The 706-nt window shown below is 47.2% G+C and carries 1 protein-coding gene; it reads right to left on the bottom strand.

All coding sequences use genetic code 11. The features are described 5' to 3' along the window. Positions 1-706 (bottom strand): SulP family inorganic anion transporter (locus ACWHAR_RS27220; protein ID WP_452088450.1); only part of this gene is annotated, 706 nt, incomplete at both ends.

Here is a 706-nt window from a genome sequence, read left to right as displayed (position 1 = left end):
CATATTCGCAATCCCCTGGCCGACAAGCTCCTTGTTGCTGTCATGCTTTGAGCCCTTCATGTTATCAGCGACCATTGCGGACAAAATCGACTCAAGTCCTCCAAGAAGCGCGATGACAAGCGCAGCCGGAAACAGCATAACCATTTTATCCAAAGTAAGCTCAGGAAACTGAAATTCCGGCAAATGGCGGGGGATTTCTCCATAAGTTGACCCGATCGTTGCCATGCGGTCAGGGAAAAAGACAACCGCGACCACTGTGGAAATAAGAAGCGCCAACAAAGCGCCCGGCACTTTAGGCATCACCTTGGCGGATACAAGCAAAATGACGAGCCCGATCACAGCTGTCAAAATGGCATACACGTTAAAGGTGCCGAGCTGCTGCACAATTTCAAACATGTTGTGATGAAAGTTCTCATGTTTTTCAACATTTCTCAATCCGAGAAAATTAGCGATTTGTTCCGTAAAGATCAGCACGGCAATTCCTGCTGTAAAACCGACGATAACGGGTTTAGGCACAAATTTCATTATTTTTCCGAGCTTAAACAGCCCAAACAGCACCAGCATCACTCCTGCCATAAACCCCGCAATCAGCAGATTTTCCAATCCGTACTGCATGACAATGCCGAATAAAATCGGGACAAAGGCGCCCGTCGGACCGCCAATCTGATATTTTGATCCTCCAAACAAAGAAATACAAATCCCCGCT

It is taken from the genome of Bacillus sp. LR--39, assembly GCF_053613335.1.
This window is presented reverse-complemented; position numbering and strand designations above follow the sequence as displayed.